At 59.7% G+C, this 623-nt stretch carries 2 protein-coding genes; both read left to right on the top strand.

All coding sequences use genetic code 11. The features are described from left to right. On the top strand, nt 1–190 hold a 190-nt coding region (locus tag AWU74_RS12835; RefSeq protein WP_238580242.1), incomplete at its 5' end, for a hypothetical protein. Nucleotides 191–243: 53 nt separating this feature from the next. After that, the coding region (locus tag AWU74_RS07360) for a type IIL restriction-modification enzyme MmeI (protein ID WP_238580241.1) at nt 244–623 on the top strand (380 nt) is incomplete at its 3' end.

The following is a 623-nucleotide window of genomic DNA, read 5'->3' as shown; positions in this document are numbered from 1 at the left end:
GCATAATTCCGGGTATGAGCCGCTTAATTCCGGGTATGCGTCGCTCCGACGCGGGTATAAGCCGCGGAATTCCGGGTATGCGTCACGGAACTCCGGGGTTCTGCGGCATACTCCCGCGTATGCGTCACAGAACTTCGGGTATGCGTCACGCATACCCGCGTGGGAGGCGCGGAATCCCGCGTTTCGTTGACACGGCTGCGCGGAGGCATATACAGTCTGCGGGACGGCACGGAGGGAATCCGTATGGCTATTATCTCTTGGAATGAAATCAGAGCGCGGGCGGCGAAATTCGCGGACGGCTGGAAGGACCGCGCGCCCGCCGCGCGGGAAGAAGCGGACGCGCAGACGTTTGAAAACGAATTTTTCCACGTCTTCGGCGTGCCGCGAAGCAAGGTCGCCGTCTTTGAACGGAAGGTAACGCTGCGCGACGGTTTTGACGCCGAGCCGGATTTATTCGGCGAACCGGCGCCCGCCGGCACGGGCTATATCGACTTGTTCTGGCCCGCCCATATTCTGGCTGAGATGAAGACGCCGGGAAAAGATTTGCAGAAGGCGTATGAACAGGCGAAAAGATACGCCAACGCCTTGAGCGGAAAGGATTTGCCGCGCGGCATTCTTATCTG

This window comes from Treponema endosymbiont of Eucomonympha sp. (assembly GCF_001028545.1).
This window is presented reverse-complemented; position numbering and strand designations above follow the sequence as displayed.